The 23,848-nt window shown below is 58.5% G+C and carries 12 protein-coding genes and 2 pseudogenes; 10 read left to right on the forward strand and 4 right to left on the reverse strand.

Features of this window, described 5'->3' with window-relative positions; genetic code table 11:
* The first annotated feature begins 175 nt into the window (after window positions 1-175).
* Window positions 176-2,890, forward strand: coding sequence for a glycosyl hydrolase family 95 catalytic domain-containing protein (locus FFV09_RS21690; protein ID WP_141449781.1), 2,715 nt, complete (start codon window positions 176-178; stop codon window positions 2,888-2,890).
* A 102-nt stretch (window positions 2,891-2,992) separates the two neighbouring features.
* Here FFV09_RS21690 and FFV09_RS21695 read toward each other — a convergent pair whose 3' ends face one another.
* Both FFV09_RS21695 and FFV09_RS21700 read right to left on the reverse strand, forming a co-directional pair.
* Window positions 2,993-3,883 (reverse strand): helix-turn-helix transcriptional regulator, encoded by an 891-nt coding sequence (locus FFV09_RS21695; RefSeq protein WP_141449782.1) that lies wholly within the window; start codon window positions 3,881-3,883, stop codon window positions 2,993-2,995.
* Between the two features lie 89 nt (window positions 3,884-3,972).
* The gene (locus tag FFV09_RS21700) at window positions 3,973-4,857 is read right to left on the reverse strand and encodes a helix-turn-helix domain-containing protein (RefSeq protein ID WP_141449783.1); all 885 of its coding nucleotides are present in this window, start codon (window positions 4,855-4,857) and stop codon (window positions 3,973-3,975) included.
* A 216-nt stretch (window positions 4,858-5,073) separates the two neighbouring features.
* Between FFV09_RS21700 and FFV09_RS21705 the strand changes: the two genes are divergently transcribed.
* From FFV09_RS21705 to FFV09_RS21725, 5 genes are all read left to right on the forward strand, one after another.
* Window positions 5,074-6,645 (forward strand): extracellular solute-binding protein, encoded by a 1,572-nt coding sequence (locus FFV09_RS21705; protein WP_141449784.1) that lies wholly within the window; start codon window positions 5,074-5,076, stop codon window positions 6,643-6,645.
* A gap of 108 nt (window positions 6,646-6,753) precedes the next feature.
* The gene (locus FFV09_RS21710; protein WP_246098408.1) at window positions 6,754-7,623 is read left to right on the forward strand and encodes an ABC transporter permease; all 870 of its coding nucleotides are present in this window, start codon (window positions 6,754-6,756) and stop codon (window positions 7,621-7,623) included.
* Window positions 7,624-7,637: 14 nt separating this feature from the next.
* Window positions 7,638-8,525, forward strand: a complete 888-nt coding sequence (locus FFV09_RS21715) for a carbohydrate ABC transporter permease (protein WP_141449785.1) — start codon at window positions 7,638-7,640, stop codon at window positions 8,523-8,525.
* Between the two features lie 96 nt (window positions 8,526-8,621).
* Window positions 8,622-10,559 carry a glycoside hydrolase family 127 protein gene (locus tag FFV09_RS21720; RefSeq protein ID WP_141450579.1) on the forward strand — a complete coding sequence of 646 codons (1,938 nt, stop codon included), beginning with the start codon at window positions 8,622-8,624 and terminating at the stop codon, window positions 10,557-10,559.
* Window positions 10,560-10,599: 40 nt separating this feature from the next.
* Window positions 10,600-13,149 (forward strand): DUF5695 domain-containing protein, encoded by a 2,550-nt coding sequence (locus FFV09_RS21725; RefSeq protein ID WP_141449786.1) that lies wholly within the window; start codon window positions 10,600-10,602, stop codon window positions 13,147-13,149.
* A 127-nt stretch (window positions 13,150-13,276) separates the two neighbouring features.
* Here the strand turns inward: FFV09_RS21725 and FFV09_RS21730 are convergent, their stop codons facing one another.
* Window positions 13,277-14,149, reverse strand: a complete 873-nt coding sequence (locus FFV09_RS21730; RefSeq protein ID WP_141449787.1) for an AraC family transcriptional regulator — start codon at window positions 14,147-14,149, stop codon at window positions 13,277-13,279.
* A 243-nt stretch (window positions 14,150-14,392) separates the two neighbouring features.
* Between FFV09_RS21730 and FFV09_RS24615 the strand changes: the two are divergent.
* The 3 genes and pseudogenes from FFV09_RS24615 to FFV09_RS21740 form a co-directional block, all read left to right on the forward strand.
* A pseudogene (locus FFV09_RS24615) lies at window positions 14,393-16,270 on the forward strand (rhamnogalacturonan lyase); the annotation flags it as partial.
* Between the two features lie 447 nt (window positions 16,271-16,717).
* Window positions 16,718-19,999, forward strand: a pseudogene (locus tag FFV09_RS24620) (GDSL-type esterase/lipase family protein); the annotation flags it as partial.
* 248 nt (window positions 20,000-20,247) lie between these two features.
* Window positions 20,248-22,251 carry a TerD family protein gene (locus FFV09_RS21740; RefSeq protein WP_170315112.1) on the forward strand — a complete coding sequence of 668 codons (2,004 nt, stop codon included), beginning with the start codon at window positions 20,248-20,250 and terminating at the stop codon, window positions 22,249-22,251.
* A 109-nt stretch (window positions 22,252-22,360) separates the two neighbouring features.
* Here FFV09_RS21740 and FFV09_RS21745 read toward each other — a convergent pair whose 3' ends face one another.
* Window positions 22,361-22,894 carry a TetR/AcrR family transcriptional regulator gene (locus FFV09_RS21745; protein ID WP_246098409.1) on the reverse strand — a complete coding sequence of 178 codons (534 nt, stop codon included), beginning with the start codon at window positions 22,892-22,894 and terminating at the stop codon, window positions 22,361-22,363.
* Between the two features lie 183 nt (window positions 22,895-23,077).
* On the opposite strand from FFV09_RS21745, the gene FFV09_RS21750 reads away from it, so the two are divergent.
* Complete coding sequence (locus tag FFV09_RS21750; RefSeq protein WP_141449791.1) at window positions 23,078-23,761, forward strand: NAD(P)-dependent oxidoreductase; 684 nt, start codon at window positions 23,078-23,080, stop codon at window positions 23,759-23,761.
* Window positions 23,762-23,848 lie beyond the last annotated feature (87 nt).

The following is a 23,848-nucleotide window of genomic DNA, read 5'->3' on the forward strand; positions in this document are numbered from 1 at the left end:
AAGTTATCCAACGCAACGGGATAGGTATTTGTTTTCCGTTCGGGCTCGACCTGTCCGATTACGACGTGCGGCCTGCGCAGCTTGTCGCCGCCGGCGATTCCCGGTAACGCTTCCCGCCGCTATACTGAAGTCGTGAAGGAACACGATCATTCAGGTTGAATCGGGAGGTGCAAGCATGGGTGAAGCAAACGCAGGAGCCGGATTGTACGAAAAAGGAAACCATGCCGCGACCTACGCGGAACTGCCGTTGCCGGATACAGGCCGGGCGTGGCGGGAAGGCATGGTCAGCGGCAATGGCGAGAACGGCTATGTCACGTCGGGCGCGCCTTACGCGGACACGTTTATTTTTCAACATATGGCTTTTAATTATCCGTCGGCGCATCCGCGGGAGATTCCGGCGGAGCTGACCGGGCAGCTGGGCGAAGCGCGGAAAAATGTGTTTCGGCAAAACGAGGCGTGGACGATCAAATTCCCGGACGGCACGAAGCGGGAGCGGACTTTTCTGTATGCCTACCATCCGGGGCATCAGCTTCGGTTGAACGCCGATCGCCGGGGAGAACTGTCCGGTTACGTCAGATGGACGAACCATGAGACGGCCGAGACCGGCGTGCGTTATACGGACGAAGACGGGGAGTGGACGCGGACGTCGTTCACGTCCCGCGTCGACAACGTCTCGATTACGCGGATTCAATCGTCCTCGACCGGGGCCAAAGTCAATCTGATGCTGTCGATCGACGACATCTCGCATATGTGCAAAGCGCGGGACGATCTGTCGGAAGTGTCGGCGCTGCGTTACAAGAAGCTTGCAGGTCCGGAGGCCGATTATCTCGCCCAGGTCGTGCATTATCCGGCTTATCCGGGCAGCGAACTGAGCCACGGCGGGTATGCCGGGCTGACGCGGGTCGTTACGGTCGGCGGCAGCCGGGAAGCGATCCGGCTGGAAGACACGAACGAAGCGCTGAACGTGGGCGCGGCGCCCAATCCCGCGATCCGGGTAACCGGTGCGGACGCCGTCTATCTCATTACGCAGTGCGACCGGACGTTCGAGCTTGGACGCATGGAAGACTTCGTCGCGGATACGGCGTATCGCCTCGTGGATCGACTGGCCGTATCCACGGAAGCGGTCGCCGCCGAATACGGCAGCGCCCCGGCCGGCTTCGATTACGGCCGGGCGCTGGCCGCGCATGTCCGGCTGCATGCGGCCGAATTCAACGCGGTCCGCTTCGCGCTGCCTGAAGGCGGGGCGCTGCAAAGCGCGGACAACGCGGCGCTGATCGGCGCGCAGCGGAACTCTCCGGAGCGCATTGTTCCGGCCTTGATCCGCCGGCTGTACGATCAGGGGCGGTACGCGCTGATCTGCTGCGGGGGGATCAACGCGCCGCGGCTGTGCGGCTTGTGGACCGGCGAATGGAATCCCGGCTGGCGGGGCATCCATACGCTGGACGCCAACGTCAATTTGCAGGTATCCCCGATGAATACCGGGCATTTGACGCATGCGCCGCTCGGGTATATCGCTTTTTTTCTGAGAAATGCGCCCGACTTCGCGGACAATGCGCGGATGGCCTACGGCATGCACGATGCGCTGCAGGTGTCGGTCAACTCGGACGGGGACCGCGCCATGCACGTGGAATACGACAACGATTATCCGTTCCAATACTGGAATGCCGGAGCGAGCTGGTGCCTGCTGCCGATCTACGAATATTGGCAGTGCTTCGGCAATAGGCGTATTCCGATCACGGAGCGGATGAATATGGAAGCGCTGCGATCGGTGCTGAACGTGGCGGATGGAGAGCGGAGCGAAGCCGAATGGGAAGCGCTGCTTCGGGGCGGGGAGCTGGATCTGGAGACGGATATCCTGCTGCCGCTGCTGACCCGGCAGAGTCGCTTCTGGGAGCAGCTGTGCACGCCGGAATATTTCACGGATACGTCGGGCCGGTCGCGGCACGAACCCGGCAAGACCGCGCTTGCGCCCGGCGAAACCTACATGCTCATTCCGGCGTATTCGCCGGAAAATGCGCCGCTCGGCTATACGAGCACGCTGACGGCCAACGCGACGATGGATATTTCGGCGGCGCGCGACGGGCTGCGCATGACGATCGACATGGAAAAAGCGGTCCGGCGTCCGGGGTACGAATCCGCCGTGCGGCGCTGGGAAGATCTGCTTGCGCAGCTGCCGGATTACCGGTTCGACGTCTCCGGCGCGCTGCGCGAATGGGCGATGGAAGAGTATGAAGAAAATAACGACCATCGGCATCTCAGCCATCTCTACCCGGCGTGGCCGGCGTACGAGGTGCAGAACGATCGCCGATTGGCCGAAGCGTGCCGGATCGCGGTATCGAACCGGGATCGGTTCAATACCGGAGACGCGACGGCGGGGCACGGCTGGATGCACAAAGCGCTCGTCTACGCCCGGCTCAAGAACGGCGCGGGCGTCGCCGCTTCGCTGCTGCCGATGATCGCGGGAGACGGATGCTACTCGTCTCTTATGACGGATCACGATACGAACCGCCGCTGCGACACGTACTGCACCGATACGCTGCTTGGTACGGTCGGCGCGATCAACGAAGCGCTGCTGTTCTCGAACAGCGGCGAGATCGAGATCCTGCCGGCACTGCCGCCGGACTGGAACGAAGGCCGCGTGGAAGGGCTGATGGCCCGCACCCGGGTCGAGGTCGCGGCGCTGGCGTGGAATCTGGCGGCCGGCCGGGCCAGCGTGACGTTGAAGTCGCTCGTCGACGGCAACGTCGTCCGGCTGACGTCGGGCCGCGCCTGGACGTCGGCCCGCGTGGACGGCCGATCGGCCGACGCCGCTTCGGGCGGGGCGGAACCCGGTCTGTCGCTGACGCTTGCGGCCGGGACGGAGATTACCGTCGAGTTCGTGCTCTCCTGACGTCCTGACGGGACGTTCCGGACGGCTCCGACGTCCCCGACAGGTCTGGAGCCTGGACGCGCTTTCGCCCTAATAGACGCGCTCTATCCCTGACGGATGATCTCAGCGTTCTTCCTGCCGGCGTTCGCGGTATTCGCCCGCCGATATTCCGGTCGCTTTTTTGAAAAACGTGCAAAAGCTTTCCAATGTGGCAAATCCGACGCGCCTGGCGATCCGACCGATCGGGAGCGTCGTCGTCACAAGCAGGCTGCAGGCTGCGCTGAGGCGCGCCTGCCGCTTTTTTTGCGTAAAAGACAATCCGTAATGCTGCTTGAGCGTGCGTTCCGTCTGCCGGATGCCGAGCCCTAGCGTCTGCGCCAGACCCGGCAGCGTCAGCGTGTCGGAAGCGGACAGGAAGCTGTGCTCGATCAGCACGAGCCGTTTGTCGTCCAGCGTTTTCTGCGGCGCGGCGTGAGCGGACAGCCGGTTGCACGCGTAATTGCGAACTGCGGCGATTACGATCTGCTCGACGAGGCTGCGGATCGACATATAATACCCGATCGATTGCAGGTCCGCTTCGCGCGACAGCCGTTCGAATAAGTCCGACAGCTGCTGCGTATCCGTGCCGTGCCAGAACGCAGTCCGCAGAAAAAGCTCCGCGATCGCCGACGAATCCGGATCGGCGTGTTCGCCGGCCGGCAGCGCTTCGAAGCAGATGCAGTATTCGCGCATCGGATCGCCGGGATCGGGAATCTGTTCGTGCACAATGTCGGGACCGGTCATATACAGCGTATGCGGCCCGATCGGATAGCGGACTCCGTCCGCGATCAGCTGTCCGCGTCCGGCCGGCACGTAATGCAGTTCGTAACTTTTGCCGCTGTGCGCATGGGCGGGCATCGACTGCAAAAAAGTGCCGGAGCGGATATACAGCACGTTCAGCCGCAGTCCGCCGACCGCAGCGTGCATCTGCATATGTTCGACGTCAAGAGCGGGCAGGGACGGGGGGAAGGTCATCGGTTCAGCTCCTCGATTTCGGAATAGGCAACGATCAGGGTAGGCATGACGCGGGTTCGCCGCGTCGGGCTTGCCCTTTTGGGCATGGCCTAGACATGTTTAGCGTATTTCTTGCGGTAGTTGAGCGGAGATACGCTTTCCCTTTTCCGGAATGCGTTGGAAAAAGTGGACAGTTCCATACCCACTTCCTCGGCAATTTTCTCGATCGAATACCCGGTATTCAACAGCATCTTTTTGGCGATGTTCAAGCGGTGTTCCATCAGGTATTCCAGCGGCGTCACGCCGAACTGCTTGCGCATGCAGCGGGCGATATAGTTCGGATGGAAATTGAACGTTTCCTGGAGCAGCCCGTTGTTGATCGGTTGGTTGAAGCGCTCGTGCAAAAAGCGCTGCACTTTCTCCGCCACGCGGATCGACGTGAGATCCTGTTCCAGCGACTGCTCGCAATCCATCGCCTGCAGCAGCTGCTGGAACACGGTCTGCTGCGCCCACGCCGCGATCGCGCGCGGTTCGTCCTGCAGGCGCAGCAGTTCCCGCATGAGAGACAGTCCCTTGTCGGACAGCCGGAACCGCTTGGGCAGCGAGATCGGATTGATATAGCTCGCATAGATGCCGTGAATGGAATGCTTGCTCTTCATATCCTGCTGCCGAAGCAGATATTCGCCCATGCTCTGATGTTCGGCCCAGATCCCTACCGTATTAAAATGGATCCACATGATTTCGGTGGGGGTCTCGCAGCCTTCCACTCCGTAATGATACAGGTCCGGCCGAAGAATGATCCCTTCGTGTTCCCCGAGCCGCCACCGATTCTCTTCTTCGCCGATATGCAGGCTGCCCGTCGCGACGACGATGATGTCGAAGATTCCGATCGCGTGACGATGGATATGCCGTTCTCCGGCCGCGTACGGCTGATTGCCGCACCCCACGAAGTAAGGAATGGGAGGAGACATAAAATTAAGTACGGCGGTTTCCAAAATCCTCGTCCTCCTTTTGTGTGGAATTCAAAAAAACAGGTTGCAAACAGCCATAGTGTATAGCGCTTTCATTCACTATACTACAGGTAATCACACAAGTTAATCGCTTTCATTCAACTTTACCGAAAGAGATAAGCGTATTTCCCGTTGATTGAAAAACAAAAAAAGCCCGTGCTAAACAAGCTTGCAAAAAAAGAAAAAAGGGAGGGTTTCACGATGAGATCCGGCAAAAAGATTCCTTTGGCCATGAGCAGTGTCGTTCTGCTCGCCATTCTGGCCAGCTGCTCCGGCGGAGGCGACAAAGCGGACACAAGCACAAGCGGGGCAGAGCTCGAAGCGTGGGTCAGCAACGAAAAAGTGACGAGCGAGGCGTATCTGTTCAGCGAAATCGAAAAAGAGTTCGGCGTGAACATCAACGTCAAAATGCGGGGCGTAGGCGCCCAGGATTATGTGGACAAACTTAACGTTCAGATTTCAAGCGGCGAGATTCCGGATTGGATCAACGATTACGCCGTCAACGTAGGGTTGTTCGACAAATACGTCGAGCAGGGCATCCTGGCCGAGGTCCCGGTCGAGATGATCAAGGCGAACATGCCGAATTACATGGCCTGGGTAGACAAATACAAAGAGATCTTCAAGGGAGATCCGTTTGCCCTGTTCGAACGGAACGGCAAAAACTACACGATTCCGACCGCGAACCCGGATCTGACCAAATTTCTCGTCATGTACTACCGCCAAGACTGGCTGGACGCGGTCGGCATCAAGAAAACGCCGGAGTCGCTGGCCGAGATGGAAGAAGCGCTCGTCAAATTCCGCAACGACGATCCGGACGGCAACGGGCAAAAAGATACGTACGGCTACCTGGGCATCCAGAAAGACCCGATGTGGGCGTTCAGCCCGATCTATGGCGCCTACGGCATGTACCCGGGTCTTTGGACAGAGAAGGACGGCCGAATCGCCCGTGACGAAATCGATCCGAAGATGAAAGAGGTCCTGACGCTTCTGAACGACTGGTACAACAAAGACCTGATCGATCCGGAATGGGTCGCGCTGGACTTCGATCAGGCCCGCAACAAAATTATCAGTTCCAAAGTGGGCGCCACCTGGCAGAACATCAACGCCGGACAGGAAGGGACAGGCTGGTATGCCCCGATCAAAGACGTGGCGCCGAAAGCTTCGTGGGCGCTGTCGCCGGGGCCGACAGGGCCAAACGGAGATCACGGCATCATGCACTTCAATCCGATTGCGGGCATGGGCATCATGTTCGGCAAGCAGCTGGAGAAAAATCCGGAGAAAATGAAAAAATATTTGCAGATCTTCGACAAGGTGAACAACGACATCGCCTGGCTGGAAAAACGCTCGTACGGCGAAGAAGGCAAAACGTTCAAAAAAGAAAACGGCGGATACACCTGGCTGCCGCCGTACGACAAAGCCGACGAGAGACAAAAGCTCGGCTTGGGAGAAGCCCGCTTCCCGACGCTGGAACCGCCGTTCCTCGACGTGTACAAAGAAAACGAGCTGCTGCCGACGGCCAAAGACCGGGAATACAAAATCAAAGCCCAGACGATCGCGACAGGCAAATACGATTTGTTGACTCCGTTCTCGAAGCCCGAATACGACAAAGTGTCGACGAAACTGACGGATTTGACGACCAAGGCGTATACGGACTTTATTACGGGCAAACGCCCGATATCCGAATTCGACGCTTACGTGGCGGAGTGGAAAAAGCTGGGCGGCGATCAAGCGATGGAAGAAGCGCAGCAAATTTACGACAAAGTATACAAATAAAGCGCACAAATGAAGCATACCCACAGGGAGCGCAGGCTCCCTTTCTTTTTCCACACATGAAGGGGGAACGGAACGGTGAACAAGAAACGGTATGGAACCTATCTTCCTTTGTACTTGTTGCTCCTTCCCGGGATCGTCTATTTTATTATTTTCTGTTATGCGCCCATGTACGGCATTTTGATCGCGTTCAAGGACTACAGAATGATGGACGGTATCTTGGGCAGTCCCTGGGTCGGATTCGAGCAGTTTAGGGAACTTTTCTCCGATCCTTATTTCTACACGGTATTTAAAAATACGCTGATTATCAGCTTCCTGAAACTGTTTCTCGGGTTTCCGGTTCCGATCCTGTTCGCCGTGCTGCTGAACGAAGTTCGTCAGTTGGCGTTCAAAAAATTCGTTCAGACGGCGTCGTACTTGCCGCATTTCATTTCCTGGATCGCGCTTGCCGGCATTATGGAGAGCCTGCTCTCGCTGGAAGGGACGGTCAATACGATCATCGGCCTGTTCGGATTCGAGAAGGTGATTTTCATGGCGGAACCGGATTACTTCCGGGCGATCCTCGTCCTTTCCGACATCTGGAAAAACTTCGGCTGGGGAGCGGTCATTTATTTCGCCGCCATCGCCGGAATCGACAACAGCCTGTACGAAGCGTCCGCGATCGACGGCGCTACCCGCCTGCAGCGCATTATCTATATCACGCTGCCGAGCATTGCCAACATTATCGTGATCATGCTGATCCTGTCCATGGCCGGCATTCTGGACGCCGGGTTTGACCAGATCTTCAATTTGTACAACTCGTCGGTCATGGACGTCTCGGACATTATCGATACGTACGTGTACCGCGTCGGCATACAGGACCTCGATTACAGCCGTTCCACCGCGGTCGGCATTTTCAAATCCGTCATCGCGCTGATCCTGATTCTGTTCACGAACTGGCTGGCCAAACGATTCAACAAAGATCACAACACCTTGTGGTAGGAAGGAGGAGCCTCATGGACAAATCGAACTCTTTGGGCGACCGTATTTTCCATATTTTCAATTACGCTTTTATGAGTTTCCTGCTGATCGTCACGTTGTTCCCGTTCTGGAATCAGGTCTTGATCTCGCTCAGTTCCCGCGAATTTCTGTACACGGTCGGAACGCTCTGGTATCCGAAAAGTCTGAATTTCGACAGTTACATCGCGATTTTTCATTTTGACGCTTTCTGGCGCGGCTACTGGAACACGATTACCCGGACGGTACTTGGGGTCGTACTGAGCCTGCTGTTCACTTCGATTACGGCGTATCCGTTATCCAAAGCCAAACTGCCGTTCAACAAGACGATTACGCTGTTCGTGTTATTCCCCCTGCTGTTCAGCGGCGGGTTGATCCCGACGTACATGCTGATCAAAAGTCTGGGACTGATGAATTCGATCTGGGCGCTCGTCCTTCCCGGCCTGATCGCTCCGGTAAACGTCTTCATCATCCGCAACTATTTCCGTTCGCTGCCGGCGGAACTGGAAGAGTCGGCCGTCATCGACGGCGCGAGCCACCTCAAAATTTTCTTCCGCATCGTGCTGCCGCTGTCCGTGCCCATCCTCGCCACGATCGCGCTCTGGGTCGGCGTCGCACATTGGCTGGCGTGGTACGACGCTTTCCTGTACATGTCGGATACGACCAAATGGGTCTTGCAGCTCGTGATCCGCCGCATCCTGATCGAGAACAGGCCGCAGGAAGCGATGAGCGCCGCGACGCAGGTGTTCGGCGATGCCGAAGCCGTCGATATCCGGCAGTTGGAAGCGGCCGTCGTCATGGTGTCGATCCTCCCCATGCTGCTCGTCTATCCGTTCCTGCAAAAGTTTTTCGTCAAAGGTCTGCTGCACGGCGCGGTCAAAGGTTGATCGTCGCCCTGCCGGGATCATGGATACCGATCCGATACACCGATCCGATACACTCTGGAGGGATTTATTTTGAACCATACGTTGTCTTCATCCCGCATGCTGCCTCTGGCCGATGTCCATATTCGCGACCCGTTCTGGTCGGCCTATGTCGACCTCGTTCGCGGCGTCGTCGTTCCGTACCAGTGGGAAGCGCTGAATGACCGCATTCCGAACGCCGAGCCAAGCCGTGCGATTCAGAATTTCAAGATCGCCGCGGGTCTTGCGGAAGGCGAATTCTACGGCATGGTATTTCAGGACAGCGACGTCGCCAAGTGGCTCGAAGCCGTCGCCTACCTGCTGACGACGCAGCGGGACGACGAACTCGAAGCCATCGCGGACGGCGTCGTCGACCTTATTGCGCAGGCCCAGCATGAAGACGGTTACCTGAATACGTATTATACGTTAAAAGAACCCGGCAAACGGTGGACGAACTTGACGGAGTGCCACGAATTGTACTGCGCGGGCCATCTGATCGAAGCCGGCGTCGCTTATTACCAGTCGACCGGCAAACGCAAAATACTCGAAGTCGTCTGCAAATTCGCGGATTATATCGACGAGGTGTTCGGCTCGGCTCCCGGCAAGCTTCAGGGCTACGACGGGCATCAGGAGATCAAGCTTGCGCTTATGCAGTTGTACGACGCGACCGGCAGCGAGAAGTATATGCGCCTATGCCGATTTTTCGTCGAAGAAAGAGGACGGCGGCAGAACCCGCACTTCTACGATGCCGAACTGGAGCAAAGAGACGGATCGACGCATTTCGGCCGCTGGGTGATCGACGACAAGACGTACAGCCAGGCCCACAAGCCGATTCGCGAGCAGGATCAAGCGGTCGGCCATGCGGTGCGGTTCGTCTATATGTGCACCGGTATGGCGCATCTGGCCGCGGCGACCGGCGACGTCAAGCTGCTCGAAGACTGCAAAAGACTGTGGGACAACATGGAACGCAAGCAGATGTACATTACCGGCGGCATCGGTTCCCAGAGCCACGGCGAAGCGTTCAGCATGGATTACGATCTGCCCAACGATACGGTCTATGCCGAGACGTGCGCGTCGATCGGGTTGATCTTCTTCGCGCAGCGGATGCTGATGCTGCAGCCGCAGGGCCGTTACGCGGACGCGATGGAGCGGGCTTTGTACAACACCGTAATCAGCGGCATGTCGATGGACGGCAAAAGCTTTTTCTACGTCAATCCGCTTGAAGTTCACCCCAAAGCGTGCTGCGCGAACCATAAATACCATCACGTGAAGACGGTTCGGCAGGGCTGGTTCGGCTGCGCGTGCTGCCCGCCGAACGTAGCCCGCCTGCTCGCTTCGCTCGGCCAATATATCTACACCGTGCAGGACCATACGGTGTACGCGAATCTGTATATCAGCGGCGAATCGAAGCTGGAACTCGGCGGTCAGGCGTTCGTGCTGCATCAGCAGTCCAACTATCCGTGGGACGGCGATATCCGCTTCACGGTCGAGGCGGAGACGCCTGTCACGTTCGAACTGGCGCTGCGGATCCCGAATTGGTGCGAACATCCGGCGCTCTCGATCAACGGCGTCAAAGTGCCGTTCGATGGCCGGATTCACGCCGGTTACGTCAAGCTGGAGCGGGAATGGCAAGCGGGCGATAGCGTTGAGCTTGCGCTGCCGATGACGGTCGCGCGCATGAAAGGCCACCCTCTCGTTCGGCAGACAGCAGGCAAAACGGCGCTGCAGCGCGGCCCGCTCGTCTACTGTCTGGAGGAAGCGGACAATGGCGCGAATCTGCATCAGGTTCTGCTGCCTCCGCAAGCGGCGTTCGAAGTCAAGGAAGACGATACGTCGTTTGGCCGTATCCCGTTCATTACGGCCGCAGGTCTCAGACGGGATCCCGATAGCTGGGGGGAAGAGCTGTACAGACGGGATACGGCGCAGCAAGAAGTGGAGACGCAGCTGAAATTTATCCCGTATTTCGCGTGGGCGAACCGCGGCGAAGGCGAGATGCGCGTATGGGTCGACGAGAAATAAGCGAAGCAGAAGCACGATCGCAGGGAGAGGAGCACGGCTTATGAAACCGGACGGTCCGCTGTCAGAACGCTGCATCACGCTGGAAAATGAGACTTTCGTCGCCAAATTCGATACCGGCCGGGGAGGATTTGTTTCTCTTCGCTGCCGGGAAGACCGGCAGTCGACCGAATATTTGCTTGATCCTACCGAGTTCCCGGAGATGGACATTCCGGACGCGAAATGGTTCGGCCATATCGTCACCCGATACCGGATCGGGAATAGGGAATGGACGTCGGGAAATACCGCTCCTTCGTCGGATATCCGCACGGTTCGGCAGCGCGGGAACACCGTGAACGTGACTTATGAGGGCGATTCGGTGCATGCGGACGGTATCCGGCATTTCGATCTGGAGACGGATTTCCGTCTGGAAGACGACGGATTGTATTGGACGATCGGATTGACCAACCGCTCGGAGCATACGCTTGAATTCGATTCGATCGGCGTGCCGCTGCTGTTCAATCAGATCTTCAGGAACGATTCCGTCTACAAATACGAACAGAACGTGCTGCGCCATACTTTTATTAGCGAAGAAGGGTCGTACGTGTACTGGGCGAGGTCAAGCGGCAAACCGCCGTTTCTCGTCATGCTGACCGGGGACGGGACGGGTCTTGAAGGCACGGAGAGAGACGACCGGAATAATCTCAAAGCGGAACCCGGCACGGGCAGCCCGTTCGGTCCGTACACCTCGTTCGACGAAAGCTGGGAGGGCCTGGTCACCGCGGTGTTGCAAGGAAGCCGCGCGTTGACCCTGCCTCCGGGGAACCGCTTGACTTACAGGTTCAAACTCGCCTGGGCGCAAAGCTTCGCGGATATCGGCCGCCTCGCCCATGAGAGCGGACAGATCGATATCGAGGTGCTGCCGGGATTGGTCGTGCCGCGCGACGATCAGGCGGTCGTCCTGCTTCGTTCCACGAAGACGATCCATGCCGTGACGGCGTCCGTTCCCGAACTGACGGATATTCGGGACGAAGGCGAGCAGGCAGGCGGATACCGCCTGTACCGCATTCGCTTCCATCATCTCGGCGAGAATGACGTGACGATCCATTACGGGGACGGAGAGCGGAGCGTGCTGCACTTTTTTGCGATCGACACGCTGGAGCGTTTGATTACCGGGCATGCGGCCTTTATCGCGGAGCACCAGTACGAGACGAATCCGGGCGATCCGTGTTATCACGGCCTGCTCATGTGGGACATGACGAGGAAGAGCCGGATCAACTCGACCTGCAATCCGTTCGGCGACGACTGGTGGGCAGGCGGAAGCGACGAGATCGGACTCGTCAGCGGCTTGTTCCTGTCGGAGAAAAACGTCTATCGCCCGGACGAAGCGCAGCTGCGCATTCTGGAAGCCTATCTGTCCGATTTCGTCGAAGAGCGCTTGACGGAGCAGCCGGGATACCGGGTGCACCGCATGGTGCCGTGGCATACGATGTTCGAGCCGTGGGAAGGCCACGGCGCCGACGACGTCTGGCGGGCGTTCAATTACGTGCATGTAATCAACACGTATTTCAATATGTACCGCATTCAGGAACGGTTCGGTTATACGCATCTGAGAACGGCCGAAGATTATCTGCGCCAGGCTTTCTTGTATACGCAGGCGATGTTCCGGTTCTGGATGTTTCCGGACGGGGTCGGCGCGACCGAATACGGCAATATGGGGGAGTCGACGATTCCGCTGTATCTCGCCGACGCGCTGGCTGGCAAAGGCATGACCGAAGAAGCGGAATGGGTTCGGGAGACGGCGGCTTCCAAAGCTTCTTTCTTCACAAAATCGGCTTACCCGTTCGGTTCGGAAATGGCTTACGATTCCACGGCGTACGAAGCGGTCTACGGTTATGCCAAAAGCGCCGGAGACACGCAGACGATGGAAAAAGCGGTGCAGGCGTCGTTCGCCAACCGCGGCCATCAGCCGGATTGGCGCTTTTACAACACCGACCTCCGCCAACAGGGCGAAACGTATTGGAACGTCAGCTATATGACGCATCTGGGCGGCTGGGTGCTGTACGATTACGCCCTGAACGAAGGCCGCGCGGATTACGAACTGATCAAATCGGCGTATGCGTCGTACCTGGCAGGATGGTCTCTGATCAATTCCGGACAGTGGAACGACGACCCGGAGACGATCGGAAGTTCGTGCTGGGTGCTGCATACGGGCTGGGCGAACACGAAGGAGATCAGGCCCGGGCAGGTCCCGTTGATCAAAAACGCCTGGCAGATGTCCGGCGAGAGCAGCCTCGGCTATTTCATGGCACTCAAAATGGCGGCTTCGGTCGTGATCGATCACCCGATCCTTGGCATCTACGGCTTCGGGTGCGATGTCCAGACGAACGAGCGGGAATGGGTCATCCGTCCGCGAGACGGCGTGAACGTGCGTATCCACGACACTGTCCACGCCTGGAGCCTTGAGACGAAGCGCGGCCACATTACCGAGCTGCGGGTCGATCCGCATACCCGGACGCTGTACGTCCGGATTGAAGAGCTGGGGCAGGGTCTGTCGGACACGGACGTCAAAGTCGTATCGCGGGAGACATGGCGGGTTATCCTCGCGAGATAGCGGTTATGCTTGGCCTGCGAGGTTGAACGTAGGCCAGGCCGGAATTTAAGAAGATAGAAAATGGAATTTGAAGATGGAAAAGAGTCCGAAGACGCGGCTGCGACGCGTGTTCCGGACTCTTTTTGCGTTATTCGTAATAAATGGCGTCGTAAGGAAACTCCAGCGTGTTCAGGCGATATTCCGTCGGGGACATGGACATATACTGTTTGAACACTTTGCCAAAATAGCTCGGGCTCTCGAAGCCGCACTGCCGCCCGATGCGGGAGATCGGCAGTTCGGTCGTGCGCAGCAGCTTGAGCGCCGCTTCGATCCGCCTGTTTTTGAGATACGCAAGCGGCGAGATCCGTTCGGAGCGTTGGAACAGGCGGCACAGATAATGTTTGTTCAGGTCGCAGTGCTCGGCGAGCAGGTCCAGCGTGACCGGCGACGCGTAATGTTCCCGCATGAACGTCTTGCACTTCTCGATCGTCGTGATCGCGACGACGCCGATCTCGTTCTCCGCTTCGCGGCTTGTCTGTACCAGCGTCAGCATCCACTGATACGCCTGCACGGACAAGCGGTACTTGTCCGTTACGTTCTCCCGATTGATCAAGCCGATGATGTCCCACAGCTGCCGGATCAGAGGCGAGTCCGCGCCGCGCTTGATGACATGTCCTTCCCGCTCGATAACCAGGCTCCAGATTCGGCTTGCTTCTTCGCCCCGGATATTGATCCATACGAATTCCCACGGTTCGGTGCTGTCTGCCTTGTAGTAATAACAATGCGGCTCGGACACTTGCACGACGAGCGCGTGTCCCTTCGGCAGCGGCAGTACCTGATCTGCGATGTCCACATAACCCTGACCGCTGAGCGTGTATTGAAAAACGACATGTCCGTGGTCCGGCCTGGTGTCGCTCGAACAGCGGTAATTGGCGCGCGAGATGTTCTGCCAACCTACGGAATCGACGGTCATGATCGACAAATCGTCGCTGCGAAAAGCATAAGAGACCGTATTTTTCATCTTCTCATCTCCCGTAAAAAGTCAATTTTGTTAGAGTGGAAGTCTTATTTTTAAGATTGTGCGGCTTTTTAGACCCTTGTAGAATAAATGTAAACGCTATCAAAAAAGGAGGCGTACTGACCGAATCGCAGATTTTTTGTCCGAACCAAAAAAATATGTTCACAAACAGGAGGTCTTTATTTGATGAATCGTACCCAACGTGCCGTCCGGAAATCCGTATTCGCCGCGTTTCTTGCCTTCCTGATGGCCGTGACGATCGCTGTTCCGGCCGCGCCTGCGCGCGCCGAAAGCGCCTCTTCGCCGTCGGCCCGCCAAGCGGAGTCCCTCGACCGGGGGCTGGTCGCGGTGCTCACGGACGAAGGCGTGTTTCTAAGCTGGAGGTATTTGCACACGGATTCCGATGAGATCGCTTTCAATATATATAAAAACGGAATCAAAGTAAACGCGGCTCCGATCGGCGGCGCGACGAACTATGTCGATCCGACCGGCTTCGACAGTTCGCAGTATCAGATCTCGGCCGTGACCGCGGGCCGTGAAGAGATGCAGCCGGAAGTCGCGTCGGTCTGGCACGACGACTACCTGCCGATCCCGCTGGACAAGCCGGCGGACGGGCGAACCAAAGACGGCGGCACCTATACGTATTATGCGGGCGATGCGTCCGTCGCGGATCTGGACGGCGACGGCGAATACGAGATCGTCTTTTTGTGGAGCCCGAGCAACGCCAAAGACAATTCGCAGGCCGGTTATACCGGCAGCGTGTATATCGACGCGGTCAAGCTCGACGGCACGAAGCTGTGGCGGATCGATCTCGGCGTCAATATCCGGGCCGGCGCCCACTATACCCAGCTGATGGTGTACGATCTGGACGGAAACGGCAAAGCCGAAGTCGTGGTGAAAACGGCGGACGGCACGGTGGACGGGCAGGGCAAGGTCATCGGCGACGCCTCCAAAGATTACCGCAACGACGGCGGGTATATTCTGTCGGGGCCGGAATTTCTCACGCTGTTCGACGGCGAGAGCGGAGCGGCCGTCTCGACGGTGGCGTACGATCCGCCCCGGGGGAATGTCAGCGACTGGGGCGACGGGTACGGCAACCGGGTAGACCGCTTCCTCGGCGGCATCGCTTACCTGGACGGCTCCAAGCCGAGCGTTATCATGAGCCGCGGCTATTATACGCGCACGGTCGTGGCCGCTTACGATTACGTCGGCGGGCAGCTCGTGCGGCGCTGGACGTTCGATACGAACGAAGCCGGCCAAGCGTACGAATCGCAGGGCAACCATAATCTGAGCGTGCTGGACGCCGACGGAGACGGCAAAGACGAGATCATGTTCGGCGCGCTTGCGATTGACGACGACGGCACGCTGCTGTACAGCACCGGGCTCGGCCACGGCGATGCGATTCATGCGGGCAAATTGGACCCGAACCGCGCAGGTTATCAGGTCATGAGCGTGCATGAGCACAAGACGGCCGCTTACGGACTCGAAATGCGCGACGCCGGCACGGGCGAGATTCTCTGGGGCGAATACACGGGGCGGGATACCGGGCGCGGGATGTCGGCGGACATCGATCCGAACTATCCCGGCTACGAATCGTGGGCCACGACGATTACGGACGGTCAAAGCGTTCCGGTCACGAGTACGTATTCGGCGGCGGGAGCCGCCGTCTACACGCCGGAACAGTCGCCGAAAAGCGCGAACTTCGCGATCTGGTGGGACGGCGACCTGCAGCGCGAACTGCTGGACCATGAGTGGGACGCGGCTGCGGCCCAAGGCACCCCGCTCGTCTACAAGTGGGACCCCGCCGGCAAAAAGCTGAACGAAATCTTCCGCGCAAGCGGCGCGCTGACGAACAACCATACCAAAGGCAATCCGGCGCTTCAGGCGGATCTGCTGGGCGATTGGCGCGAAGAGATTCTGGTGCGCAGCGCGGACAGTTCGGAATACCGCCTGTATACGACGACGATCCCGAGCGAATACCGAATCCCGGCGCTGATGCAGGACCCGGTCTATCGGCTTGGGGTGGCGTGGCAGAACGTCGCGTATAACCAGCCGCCGCACCCGGGCTTTTATATCGGCGCGGAAGCTTCCGAATTTGCCAAAGCCAATCTGGCGCTGACCGGCGGAGGTCCTGCGGCGGAACCGGTCTACCGGTTCGACTTCGGCACGGATGCCGCGCAAGGCCATACGGGCGTGCAGGATACGCTCTATACCGGGCAGCAGGGATACGGATTCACGGAGACCGGCGGCTTGAGCGTAGGGGCGAATCACGTCTCCGCCGCGGCCGGTGCGACGTTTGCGGTAGATCTGCCGAACGCCAATTATAAGGTGACGCTCAAGCTTGGCAGCGACGAGCGCGATGCGAACGTCGGCGTGAAATCGGAATTCGTGCAGAGGCTGGCGCAGACTTCGGTCGCGGCGGGCGAACCGCTGACCTATGCGTACGACGCGGCGCTGGTAGACGGCCGGCTTGAATTTGTCTTCACCGGCACGGCGATCGATATTCAGGAACTTGAGATCGAGCGGTATCCGGAAAAAGAAGCCGGAGCCGCCGCCACGATCTATATGGCCGGCGATTCGACGATGCAGGCGTACAGCGAATCCCAGGCGCCTCAAGCCGGTTGGGGCCAGTCTTTGGGCCGTTACTTCGCAAACGGCGCCGTGGTCGCGAACGAAGCGATCGGCGGGCGCAGCAGCAAATCGTTTCTGGTCGACGGACGGCTCGATCGAATCTTGAATCGTATCAAGCCGGGCGATTATGTCTTCGTGTCGTTCGGGCATAACGACGCCAGCGCCGGCATTCCGGACCGCTACGCGCCGCCGGCGGATTACAAGACTTATCTGGCCCGCTACGTCAACGGGGCCAAGCAGCGCGGCGCGACTCCGGTGCTGCTCACGCCGGTAGGACGCCGGGACTTCAATCCGGCGACGCAGACGTTTAACGTCAGCTTCCCGGAGTACGTGCAGGCCGCCAAGGAAGTCGCGCAGGAACTCGATGTGCCGCTGATCGACCTCAGCGCGCTCAGCCTCGCGTATTATAATTCGATCGGCAATGCGGCGGCGGAGAAATTGTTCCTGTACGCCAATCCGGGCGAATATCCCAAATACCCGAACGGAGTCGGCGACAATACGCACTTCAGCGGCTACGGAGCGCAGCAAATCGCCGGCCTGGTCGCGAAAGCGGTCAAAGGTCTGAATCTCGGCCTGTCCCCGCTGGTCATCGACCCGAATCTTGAAGAACCGGAGCCGCAGCCGCAAGCCCAGCGGTATGAAGAAGATTTCGAAGGCGATCCGGCCGCCGTCCGGTACGCGCTGGTCAATGCAGCCGGATTCGGGGGCACGATGGCAGGCGCCGTGACAGAGCAAGCCGGCGGCAAAGTGCTGTCTTTGAGCGGCAGCGGTTCCGGCCATCGGGCCAAAACGTTCCGTTTGTTCGATGCCGTGAACGGCGACAAGGTGCAGGTACAGTTCGATTGGAACTCCGGCAGCGTAGGTGCCTCCCCGTCGGAAGGCCATCTGACGCTGCAGGATGCCAATGACAATGCGCTGGTTACGCTGGTGTCCAAAACTAGCGACGACAAGCTGCATTACTTCGTCGGTCCGTACGCGGCGGATTACGGCACGGGCACAACGGCGATTCCCGGCGGCGGCGTCGCCACGACGATTCCGAAAAACCAGTGGGTCCGCGTGGACGCCGCGATCAACTTCGCGAGCCGCACAATGGATCTGACGCTGCGCAGCCTGAGCGACCCGTCGGTGACGCAGACGGTCGAAGGTCTTGCGCTCAGCCCGGCCGCTTATGCCGACAACGTCCGCTCGATCCGCTTCCTCGGCACGAGGAAAAGCGGTTCCGGGACGCTGAATTGGACGACGGCGATCGACAATGTGCGGATCGAAGGCACGCAGCTGCCGCCGCAGACCGGCAGCAAGGAAGCGCTCATGAAGCTGCATGCAGAGCTGCAGGCGCTTGATCTGTCGCCGTACACCGACGCTTCCCAAGCGGTGCTCCGCCGCGCTTTGGCGGCTGCGCAAGAGATACTGGATACGGCCGCCGCGACGCAGGCCCAAGTCGACCATGCCCGCCATACGCTGCAGGTCGCCAAAGATTCGCTCACCCGCGAAGAGATCGCGCCGGTTAGCGGCTACCGGTTTGACTTCGGCTCCGGCGAAGCGGCGGAAGGGTACACGCCAGTTCAGGCCGCGCATGCCTATATCGAAGGCAACGGGTACGGCTTTGCCGATACGGCGCTGACCGAAGACGGCAACCGGGCAGCGGGCGACGCGCTCACCGGAGACTTCGTCCGGGTCAACGGCACTTCGTTTCGGGTCGAATTGGAGCCGGCCAATTACCGGGTATCGATGACGGTCGGCGACGCCGAAGAAGCGACGGGCGCAAGCGTCATCGCCGAGCAGATGCCCAAGCTGCCGCTGACGGCGATCCCGGCAGGCGAGTTCCGCGACATCACGTATGACGTGGCGCTGATCGACGGCGTGTTCGATTTCGAATTTGCCGGCCATGCGCCGAAGATCAACGCGCTGACGATCGAACGGCTGCCGGATCAAGGATCGGCGGATCAGCCGACGATCTATCTGGCCAGCGATTCGACCGTCGCCCCTTACGCGGACAGCTACCGCCCGCAGGCGGGATGGGGCGAGACGCTCGGTCAATTCTTCGATCCGCGGAAAGTGAAGATCGATAACCGGGCCGTCGGCGGCCTCAGCAGCAAGACGTTCCTCGTCGGCGGACACCTAAACGAGCTGCTGCTGGACGTACGCGCAGGCGATTATCTGTTCATGCAGTGGTCGCATAACGACTCCACGCCGTCCCGACCGGAACGTTATGTGACGCCGGAACAGTTCAAAGTCTACCTGAACACGTATATCGAAGGCGCAAGGCAGCGGGGAGCGACGCCGGTGCTCGTGACGCCGGTGAACCGGCGCGACTATACCGGAGACGTGCTGAACAAAAGCTTCCCGGAATACGTACAGGCGATGACCGAAGTCGCCGGGGAGACTGATACGCTGCTCGTCGATCTCAATCAGGCGAGCTGGGACTATTTCCGCGAACTCGGCCCCGAAGGGACCAAAAGCCTGTTTATGTGGGTCGGAACGAAAGAAGACAATACGCATCTGCAAATGGACGGCGCGATTCAAGTGTCCAGGCTTGTAGCAGGTCTGGTCAAAGAGCTGAATATTCCGCTGTCGGCTGCCGTGACGCTGGGCGACGAGCCGATCGAAGAACCGGGCGAAGAACCCGCGGAGCCGCCGGCCGGTGTGCCGGGAACGCCGGTGCTGTCCGACGATAACGGTCACGACACCGGCCTGAAAGACGGCGATTACGCGGTCACCCTGAATCTGTGGTGGGGCGTCAACGGCAGTTCGTTCAAGCTGTACGAGGACGGGAAACTGATCGAAGAGCGGAAGCTTGCCGAACAGTCGCCGGCCGCGCAGTCGGTGCGGATCGATATCGCCGGCAAGCCGAACGGTACGTATGTCTACACCGGCGAGCTGGTCAACGCTTTGGGAAGCACGGCAAGCGCGCCGCTAACCGTGACGGTCACGGATGCCAACCCGGCGCAGGCCGTTTTGTCGCACGATAACTGGGATGAGGGCGGCAGCTACCGCATCGATATGAATCTGTGGTGGGGGACCCAGGCTTCGGAGTATGAGTTGTACGAGAACGGCGTTCTCATAGATACGCAGACGCTGCCAGGCAAGACGCCCGGCGCGCAGTCGGCGATGACCGAGATTGCCGATCGGGCGCCGGGCGCTTACGAGTACGAGGGCGTGCTGATCAACGACGCCGGAGAGACCCGGACGGCGAAGATCACGGTAACGGTATCCGGCAGTTAGCGCATGGCTTCGGGGTTCCGGAAAATCGAAGCCGCCTATAGACGATCTTCAACCCGTCTATGCTTCGACCCGTCCGCTCTTTAACCCGCCCAGTCTTCAACCCATCGATTCGGTTGTGCCGAATCGGTGGGTTTTTTCGATTTAGACATTCACTTCCGGCAAGAAAGAGAGTACTATTTAGAAAGTAAATGGATATTCAGGACGTAACATTCATGTTTATAAAGAAAATTCCTCAAGGGGGAACCATTATGGGATCCAGCAGTTACCGCAGTTCGTATCAATCCTACTTAAGCCGCCAGGGCGTGGAAGCCGACAAGATGAACGTGATCCTGATCGTCAACGCCGCCGAAGGCTTGCAAAAATACATGAAGCGCAGCAATATGCAGACGGTGTTCAACAAGCTGTCCCCGCTGACGTTTGCCGGACCGGTCAAAGTGGTGGCGCAGTCGGACGGTTCCTTTTACCGGCTGCCGCCGTTCACGCACGAGAATACGCACACCTACCTCAAAGACGAGATTTACGCCAAAGACCCGCTGCGCGGCGAGCGGATCGACCTCTTTTCCAAACTGTTTACGACGAGCGAACTGACGCATATTATCTGGTTCACGGACGAGGAAGTGACGCCTTACCTGAATCCGATCGCCTCCATGAATGCCCCGCATCTGTTCTGGAACTTCATCTCGATCAAAGGCTATCCGCTGCGCTGCACGCAGAAGACGCCCAAGAACGTCACGCTGACGCACGCCCCGAAAATTTCGGGTCTGGCGACGTCGGTCCTCTACCGCAAAATTTTCAACAAATTTACCCAGTACATCAACAAAACGGATCTGCCGATGAGCGGACGGGTACGCGTCATTCGAACGGAAGACCGTTCGGACTCGCAAAGCGTCGTCAAAGGTTCCAAAACGCCGGTCGGACACAGCAGCCTGAAGGTGGGCATCGGCTGGAAAACGTCGGAAGGCGAATGCCTGACGGCGGGCATGCTGCTGACGAACAATCGGCTGCCTGACGCGGAAAGCATCGCCTTTTTCGGCAACAAGTCGACGGTCGGGGTGACGCATGTGGACGGACGCGAGCTGCCGACGGAAGACATGGAAGTGTATACGGTCAATCTGGCGGCGCTTGGACAGGCGGGACTGGACAAAATCCTGTTTACGCTCGTCATGCCAAACGGCGTTCCGGAAGAGCTGTATCTCCGCGTCATGACGTATGATAACCGCGAAATGCTGCGCTACGACGTCGAGATGGAGAACGGTTCCGGCAATACGGCTCTGGAACTGGGAGCGCTGTACGCCTACAAAGACGAATGGCGCTTCAACGCGATCGGCAACGGCTACGAGGCGGGCATGGAGCAGGTGGCGCAGAGCTACGGCATCCCCGATCTGACGACGACGTATTCGTTTACCCCGGAAGTGCTGGAAGAGATCGCGCTCGACGGCCGTACGTTCGAATACCATATGCAGGACCTGTTTACCAAGCTCGGCTATGACGTCGAAGTGCCGACGAGCGATCCGTACGCGCCGGACTACGGGGTGGATCTCATTCTGGTCAAAAGCGGCGTCCGCAAAGCGGTGCAGCTCAAATGTTTCAGCAACGTCGTGCCGGTAAGAGCGATCCAGGAAGTGTACGCGGGCGCGAATATGTACGACTGCCAGAGCTATATGGTCGTGGCGACGAGCTATTTCAGCCGCGCGGCGCTGCAGATGGCGGAGCAGCTCGGCGTGGAAGTGTGGGACAAGACGCAGCTCGACAAGACGGAAGAGCGGCTGCGGTCGCGGATCGGCGTCTCGGCGGAGAATGCGTTGACCCTCAAGCTGTCCAAGCTCAATTCGGAAGACGAAGTCGATATCGACCTGTCGGCGTTCCTCGTGAACGAGCACGACGTATGCGCAGGCGAAGACGACTTCATTTTCTACAATCAGGCGGAACATCCGAGCGGCTGCGTGCAGCTGATCAATGACAACGTATGGGAAAAGCTGCTCATGCTCGACCTGGCTAAGCTGCCGGCGCACTGTACGCGTATCGTGATCGTCGGCTCGCTGGATACGTACAAGCGCAAAGTGGAACTGACGATCGACAACCAACTGGACCTGTACCACACGTTCGAATATATGCCGAGCGCCGTATGCGACACGCTGGTGCTGGGCCAATTCCGCAAAATCGACGGAGAATGGGCGTTCACGACGTCGGAGACGTTCTTCGCCGGCGGTTTGGAAGAAGCCTGCCGGGCTTACGGGTTGGAAGTGGGTTGAACACGGCATCCGAATGGATAAGTGTTGGCGAGTGATCACCAAGAACCGTTTCTTCCGACACCTGTCGGGCAAAACGGTTCTTTGTTGATTCGACTGTTTTTTTGGCGGCTTAGTGCATGTCCAGATTCCGTTCCAGCAAAGAGCCGACTCGTTGAGCCATCAAGGAGGGAGCAAGCGGCATGCCCTGTTCAAACCACCATTCGACGATCCCTACGATAGCCGCTCCCAAAAACTGAATATCGACCTCGTCCGGGCAGGCGACCTCGTTTTTTTTCAATTCATGCAGGAAAAAATCAAGCAGCCGGCTTCGAAAAAAAGAGCTGCCTTTATTCGTCAGTGCGGCGGAGAAGAACAGGGCATGACGTTCCAGATACTCGAACCATACCAAGCCCATTTCCCGGTAGCTGGCGTCTTGTTCGGTCGACTCGCAGAGCTGGCGCATCCGGTCGATCTGTTCTTCGATCAGCTGATCGAGCAGGTCGAACTTGTCCATATAGTGAAGATAGAACGTTCTTCGGCTGATGTCCGCGTGGTCGACAATCTCCTGGATCGTAATCCGATCGAACGGTTTGACCGCCATCCGTTCAACGACGGCCTGTTTGATCGCTTCTTGGGACTTGCGCGTTCTTCGATCGATACCCACTTTATAAAAACCTCCCGCTTTTCGGAAAATCGTGCACAATATCCGCTCGGGTGTGCATGAATGCACGAAAGCGGCCTGTTTGATCATTGCCGCCGACTTGCATTTCCCTACAATTATACCTAACGGCTTCTCGGTGCACGAATGTGCATTTGAGCAGGATCGGTTGTCGAAAGGGGAATAGGGATGAAAATCGCGGTCATCGGAGCAACGGGAAGTACCGGCCGAAAAGTGGTGGAGCGGCTGTTGGAATGGGAATATGAAGTGGTGGCGGTCGCTCGGCGGCCGGAAAATATCCGGGCGGCCAAAGGACTTTGTACTATGCAGGCCGACGTCTATGACGCGGCAAGCCTGGCAGAAGCTGTCGCAAGCACGGATGCGGTGATCAGTTGCATCGGCCCAAGCGGACGTTCCGCAGGCCCGGCTTCGTCCAAAAGCGTGCTGGATATCATGGCGGCCAACTTCTCGCCCGGCACCGTGATGTCGGAAGGGATGCGCAATATCGTCGAAGCCTGCCGGCGTACCGGAGTCCATCGTCTCGTCATGCAGAGCGGAATCGGCCTGAGCGACGGGAAAGAGCTGTCTGCTCTGGATCGGTGCATGCTCGGACTTAATCGGCGCGTCTTCTCCAAAGCGATTCACGATAAAGCATCTGCCGAACAGTCGGTGCGGGGAAGCGGCCTGGAATGGGTGATCGTGCGGCCGGCGGGATTGAACGAGTCCGCGGCTACGGCGGATTATACGGCAGGTCCTTCCGCGCGGATCGCTCCGTTTCGCCCTTTGTCTTTTGCCGATTGTGCCGACTGCCTGGCGCGAGCTGCCGTGAGCGAACCGACCTGGATCGGACAGATCGTGAACGTTGGGCGATAAGGTTACGTCAAGATAGGCTTAGATCAAAACAGGGTTATATCAAACGGACCGGTACGTATCGGTCCGTTTTTGCTTTTGACAATAAAC

The organism is Saccharibacillus brassicae (assembly GCF_006542275.1).
Taxonomy (GTDB): Bacteria; Bacillota; Bacilli; order Paenibacillales; family Paenibacillaceae; genus Saccharibacillus; species Saccharibacillus brassicae.